This is a genomic window from Vibrio sp. 1562, assembly GCF_033340155.1.
Taxonomy (GTDB): Bacteria; Pseudomonadota; Gammaproteobacteria; order Enterobacterales; family Vibrionaceae; genus Vibrio; species Vibrio alginolyticus.
In genome coordinates this window covers 1-843 of the sequence record NZ_JAWOVY010000195.1, presented here as the reverse complement: position 1 = coordinate 843, position 843 = coordinate 1, and the positions used below count along the sequence as shown (strand labels likewise).

Here is an 843-nt window from a genome sequence, read left to right as displayed (position 1 = left end):
TTGGGACGACAGATTAAAAGAGTCGATCATTGCTAACTTTGGTGAAAGCAAAGGTCTACCACTATCGAAAGAGTACATGAGCGCGTTCCCTCGTTCATACAAAGAAGACATGATGCCTGGTTCTGCAGTGGCAGACATTGAGCGCCTTGAAGCACTGAGTGACGACAACAAACTTGGCATGCTTTTCTACCGTCCGCAGGAAGTTGCAACGGATTCGAAAGCGGTTCGCTTAAAACTTTACCATCGTGACGAGCCAATCCATCTATCAGACGTAATGCCAATGTTGGAAAACTTGGGTCTACGCGTGATTGGTGAATCTCCTTACGAGATCGAGAAAAACAATGGCCAGACGTTTTGGATCCTAGATTTCTCGATGCTGCATAAAAGCGAAAAAACCGTTGATCTTCGCGAAGCTCGTGATCGTTTCCAACAAGCATTTGCAGCGATTTGGGCAGGGGATCTAGAAAGTGATGGTTTCAACCGTTTGGTACTGGGTGCTTCGTTATCTGGTCGAGAAATCTCGATTCTACGTGCTTACGCGCGCTACATGCGTCAAGTTGGTTTCCCATTCAGCCAACAATACATTGAAGATACACTAAGCCATTACCCTGATTTAGCTACCGGCTTGGTTAACTTATTTGCTAAACGTTTCGATCCAAAACATAAAGGCAGTGAAAAAGGCCAAAGTGATCTGATTAAGAAGCTGACTGAACAACTGGATCACGTAGAAAGCCTAGATGATGATCGTATTATTCGTCGTTACATGGATATGATCATGGCAACGCTGCGTACTAACTACTACCAGTTGGACGAAAACAAGCAGTCGAAGCCTTGGCTATCTTT

The 843-nt window shown here is 44.7% G+C and carries 1 protein-coding gene; it reads left to right on the top strand.

Translation table 11 applies throughout. The features are described from left to right. A partial coding sequence (locus tag R7Z49_RS24100; protein ID WP_318112245.1) for an NAD-glutamate dehydrogenase domain-containing protein occupies window positions 1–843 on the top strand: 843 nt, incomplete at both ends.